The organism is Mycolicibacter sinensis (assembly GCF_001673565.1).
In the GTDB taxonomy this organism is placed as follows: Bacteria; Actinomycetota; Actinomycetes; order Mycobacteriales; family Mycobacteriaceae; genus Mycobacterium; species Mycobacterium sinense_C.
The window spans coordinates 1-4819 of the sequence record NZ_LZMF01000031.1 but is presented as its reverse complement, the minus strand read 5'-3'; the positions used below and the strand labels follow the sequence as shown (position 1 = coordinate 4819).

Genomic DNA, 4819 nt, shown 5'->3' with positions numbered 1-4819 from the left:
CGGCACCACCGGCGGGCTGGCCAGCCTGGTGACCGCGGCCCCCGAGGTGCTGCTGGCCCAAGTACGCACCCTGGCCGAGGCGACCCGGCGCGGCGTGGTGGACGGCATTCACCTGGAGGGGCCCTGGCTGAGCGGGCGGCATTGCGGTGCGCACGATCCGTCGTGGCTGCGCGCCCCCGATCGCGCTGAGCTCGACGCGCTGCTGGCCGCCGGCGACGGTGCGATCCGGATGGTCACCCTGGCACCCGAGCTGCCCGGTGCAACGGCTGCGATCCGGTGTCTGGTGGACGCGGGAGTCGTTGTGGCGCTGGGCCATACCGATGCCTCCTATGAGCAGACGCAGGCCGCGATCGAGGCCGGTGCGACCGTGGGAACCCACCTGTTCAACGCGATGCGCTCGTTGCATCACCGCGAGCCCGGACCGGTGCCGGCGCTGCTGGCCGACCCGCGGGTGACCGTCGAGCTGATCGCCGACGGTGTGCATGTGCACCCGGGTGTGATCCGGCAGGTCGTGGCGACCGCCGGCCCTGACCGGGTGGCGCTGGTCACCGATGCGATGGCCGCCGCCGGGGCCGGTGACGGCGCGTTCACCCTGGGTGGGCTGGGCGTCGACGTCGCCGGCGGGGTGGCCCGGCTGCGCGGCACGGCCACCATCGCCGGCAGCACCGCCACCATGGACCGGCTGTTCGCGACTGCGGTGGGCCTGCTCGGCGGCGACGATGCGGCGCTGGCCGCGGCGGTGCGCATGAGCGCCACCACCCCGGCCCACGCGCTCGGCTTGGGAAGCGCCGGGGTTTTGGCCGACGGGTCCGCGGCTAACCTGGTGGTGATGACCGCCGACCTGCAGGTGCACCGCGTTATGCGGCGTGGAAGATGGCTGATCCAACCGAGGCAAGGAGAATCATGAGCGAGCCCACCATCACCGATGTCCCCGACCAGAACCGCTACGAGATCAGCGTCGACGGGACGCGAGCCGGGCTGGCCGCCTATCACGACAGCGGCGACCGGCGCGATTTCCACCACACCGAGATCGACAAGGCGTTCGGCGGCCAGGGGCTGGCCACCAAGCTGATCTCCTTCGCGCTGGCCGACACCAAGGCCGCGGGCAAGCAGATCGTGCCGAGTTGCTCGTTCGTGGAGGCCTACGTGGCCAAGCACCCGGAGTACGCCGCTCAATAACATGAATTGACGCAGCTCAGCGCGGTGGTAGCGTTGATCGCCACCGAGGTCAGGGGGCAGCGATGTTTGTCGACCGGGGCAAGTTGCGTTACGGCGCTGCCGAATCCGGCGCGGCCGGTGAGCATGCCCAGGCCGGCGGCGAGCAGCTGGCCGGCGCGTCGCCGGCGGCCGGGATGTTCGGGGATTTCCCGGATGCGCACGGATTGCACGAGACCCTCAGCACGGCCCATGAGCACCACCGCACGCTGCTGGACCGTCACCGCGAGGCCCTCGAGGGCATCGCGGCGAAGGCGGACTACGCCGAAAAGCGGTTCGGGGCGATGGACGACCACAACGCGCAGGTGTTACGCGCGGTGCGGCCCGAGCAGTAACAGACACCGAGCGTTTCGTCGTGAACCCGCGCCATATAGTTCAAATTTGGATTACTTGTCGCGAGTAACTATGGTGGGCGCTACACCCCCCTCGAGACGAGGTACCCATGTCCGCCACACTGACCGCCCGGCAGGCGCAGGCCTGGGGCGCCTACATCGAGAGCAGCATCCAACTCGAGACCCGGCTCGACGAGCTGCTACGCGAGCGGACCGGCCTGACGCTGATCGACTACCACCTGTTGATGCTGCTCGCCGCGGCCCCCGAACAGCGCATGCGCATGAGCGAGCTCGCCGATCGGATGGTCTTCTCCCGCAGCCGGATCACCTACCAGATCGACTCCATGACCAAGCGAGGCCTGACCGTGCGCGAATCGGCACCCGACGACCGACGCGGCTACCGCGCCGTGCTCACCGCCGACGGGATGAGGACACTGAAGCAGGCGATGCCTCAACACGCCTCCTCGGTTCGCGAACTGTTCCTCGACGAGTTGGACGCCGACGAATTGGCATGCCTCGAGCGCATCTTCAGTCGGCTACGCACCCGGCTCAGCGACGAACGAAAGGTGCGCGCATGATATTCACCCCCGCCGAGCTGGCCTACCTACGCGACGAGCAGATCGGCCGACTGGCCACCCTCGGCCCCGACGGCGACCCGCAGATCAGGCCGGTCGGTGTCCACCTCGGGCCGGACGAGACCACGATCGACATCGTCGGCCATGCACTCTCGAAAACCCAGAAGTGGCGCAACGTGATCCGGGAACCCCAGGTGGCCTTCATCGTCGACATCGTGATCTCGGTAAACCCACCGAAAGCCCGCGGCATCGAGATCCGCGGCATCGGTACTGTACTGCCCGGTGCGGGCAGCACCGAGTGGGGCCTGTCCGGCGACATCATCCGGATCATCCCGCGGCGGATCGTGGCCTGGGGCCTCGACTCACCCGGCACCACTGCCCGCAACGTCGACAGCGACAGGACCACACCGTGATGCACCGGATCGACTGGGATGATGCCTACCGAGGGTCACAGACACCCGCGTGGAACATCGGTGCGCCGCAACCGGAATACGCGGCGTTGATCGCGCGGCCGGGCACCGTTCGCGACGACGTGCTCGACGCCGGCTGCGGCCACGCCGAACTGTCCCTGGCACTGGCGGCGCGCGGTCACACCGTCGTCGGTATCGACCTGTCCCCCACCGCGGTACAGGCCGCCACCGCTGCTGCCGCCGAGCGCGGTCTGTCCTCCGCCACCTTCGCCGCGGCCGACATCACCGCGCTGACCGGCTACGACGGCCGGTTCTCCACCATCTTCGACAGCGGACTGCTGCACGCGCTGCCCGACGAGCGGCGGGAGAACTATCTGCTGGCTATGCACCGCGCGGCGGCTCCGGGTGCAAAGTTCTACATCCTGGCCTTCGGCGCCGGCGCCTTCCCCGACCATGACGGCCCCGGGCCCACCCAGTTCACCGAAGAGCAACTCCGCGAAGTGGTTTCGGCGATCTGGCAAGTTGAGGAGGTCCGGCCCGCACCGCTGTACGCCACGAGCGGCCAGATGCCCGGTTTTCTGCTCACCGCCCATCGGCAACAGTGATGCGCCTCAGCAGGCAGACTCGGCCTGCGCCAGCGCCCAGGCGGCGTTGACCAGTCCGATGTGACTGAAGGCCTGCGGAAAGTTGCCCAACAACTCCCCCGTGTCGGCGTCGACCTCTTCGGCGAGCAGCCCGACGTCGTTCACGTAGCGGATCGCGCCCTCGAAAACCTCACGGGCACGGCCGGTCTGGCCGCAGACCGCCAGCGCCTGCGCCAGCCAGAAGGTGCACAGCAGGAAGGCGCCCTCCTCGCCGGGAAGGCCGTCGGGATTATCGCCGGTGACGGTGCGGTAGCGATAGATCAGTCCGTGTGAATCGCTGAGCTGCCCGGCGATCGCCTCGATCGTCGCCAGGACTCGCCGGTCGTCGGGCGGCAGGAACCCGACCAGCGGGATCATCAGATTCGACGCATCGAGGGTGTCGTCGCCGAAGGACTGGGTGAAGGCGTTGGCCCGGTCGCTCCAGCCGCGGCGAAGGATTTCGGTACGGATCTGCTCAGCGGTTGCCTGCCAGTCGCCGGCCTTGTCGGTGGCCCCCAGCATGTCGGCCATCCGCACCGCACGGTCCAACGCCACCCAACACATCAGCTTGGAGTACAGGAAGTGCCGCGGTTCGCCGCGCACCTCCCAGATGCCGTGATCGGGCTCGGTCCAGCGCCGCGCGGCGGTATCGGCGCAGTCGATGAGGAACTCCCGCCCGGTCACCGCATTCGGGTGCTCGGGGTCGAGTTGGTCGACGAGTCGGTAAGCCGCCCCGAGCAACTCGCCGTAGACGTCGAGTTGTCGCTGACGCCAGGCGCCGTTGCCCACCCGCACCGGCCGGCTGCCGCGCCAGCCGCTCAGGTGGTCAAGGGTGCGCTCGGTGAGGTCGTGTTCGCCGCCGACGCCGAACATGATCTGCAGGTGATCTCCGCCGCGCAGGGCTCCAGCCGAGCTGGCGGCCAGGTAGTCGAAGAACTCGTGCGCTTCGTCGGGGCAGGCGGCGACCCACAGCGCCTCCATGGTGAAGCTGGCGTCGCGGACCCAGGCATAGCGGTAGTCCCAGTTGCGTTCGCCGCCGACTTCTTCGGGCAATGACGTGGTCGGAGCGGCCACCACGGCCCAGGTGGGCTGGTAGGTCAGCGCTTGGAGCACCCGCCCGCTGTGGTGCACCAGATCCCGCCACGGCCCCTGATAGCTCTGGTGCAGCTTCGACCAGGACCGCCAGGCCTCCACGGTCACCTCGAGCGCCTGGTCGAGATCGTCTTCGCTGAGCGGGATGGGGAACTCCTCGGAGGTGCTGCGGTGTGTCGTACCCAGAGACAGCCGCCGGCCTTCCCGCAGCACCACGCGGCCGGCGGCACGGTCGCCGGTGACCTCCAAGGCCACCGGGCAGGACAACACGACGATGTCGGCGCCCCCGCGGGCGAGGACGCCGCCGTCGACGGCGCTGACCCTCGGCGTGACCACTGCGTACTCGGGGCGGGGCGCAAAGTCGATGCCGACCTCGACCTCGCCGGTCACGCACTGCAGCGAGCGCACCAGCAGTCGTGGCGCCGCCACGCCCAGCCGATGCGGGTCGTCGGCCGCACCGGTGGCCAGCGCATCGCGCAGCACCACTGTTCCGGTCGCGGTGGCGAAGGTCGTTTCCAGCACCATCGTGTCGTCGAGGTAGCGGCGCGTCACCTCGGCCCGCGGATCGGTGG

7 protein-coding genes are annotated in these 4819 nt (G+C 69.2%); 6 read left to right on the top strand and 1 reads right to left on the bottom strand.

The window, feature by feature from the left end; all coding sequences use genetic code 11:
* The 6 genes from A5648_RS04875 to A5648_RS04850 form a co-directional block, all read left to right on the top strand.
* Positions 1-907 (top strand): N-acetylglucosamine-6-phosphate deacetylase (locus tag A5648_RS04875; protein WP_065023455.1); only part of this gene is annotated, 907 nt, incomplete at its 5' end.
* Positions 904-1179 (top strand): GNAT family N-acetyltransferase, encoded by a 276-nt coding sequence (locus A5648_RS04870; protein ID WP_065023454.1) that lies wholly within the window; start codon positions 904-906, stop codon positions 1177-1179. The genes A5648_RS04875 and A5648_RS04870, both read left to right, overlap by 4 nt.
* A 62-nt stretch (positions 1180-1241) precedes the next feature.
* Positions 1242-1550, top strand: coding sequence for a DUF2563 family protein (locus tag A5648_RS04865; RefSeq protein ID WP_065023453.1), 309 nt, complete (start codon positions 1242-1244; stop codon positions 1548-1550).
* Positions 1551-1657: 107 nt separating this feature from the next.
* On the top strand, positions 1658-2125 hold the full coding sequence (locus A5648_RS04860; RefSeq protein ID WP_065023452.1) for a MarR family winged helix-turn-helix transcriptional regulator: 468 nt from the start codon (positions 1658-1660) through the stop codon (positions 2123-2125).
* Positions 2122-2535 carry a PPOX class F420-dependent oxidoreductase gene (locus A5648_RS04855; protein WP_065023451.1) on the top strand — a complete coding sequence of 138 codons (414 nt, stop codon included), beginning with the start codon at positions 2122-2124 and terminating at the stop codon, positions 2533-2535. Before A5648_RS04860 ends, A5648_RS04855 begins: the two co-directional genes overlap by 4 nt.
* On the top strand, positions 2535-3137 hold the full coding sequence (locus A5648_RS04850; RefSeq protein WP_065023450.1) for a class I SAM-dependent methyltransferase: 603 nt from the start codon (positions 2535-2537) through the stop codon (positions 3135-3137). Before A5648_RS04855 ends, A5648_RS04850 begins: the two co-directional genes overlap by 1 nt.
* 6 nt (positions 3138-3143) lie before the next feature.
* Here the strand turns inward: A5648_RS04850 and A5648_RS04845 are convergent.
* Positions 3144-4819, bottom strand: a 1676-nt coding sequence (locus A5648_RS04845) for a glycoside hydrolase family 15 protein (RefSeq protein WP_065023449.1), incomplete at its 5' end; no start/stop codon positions are given.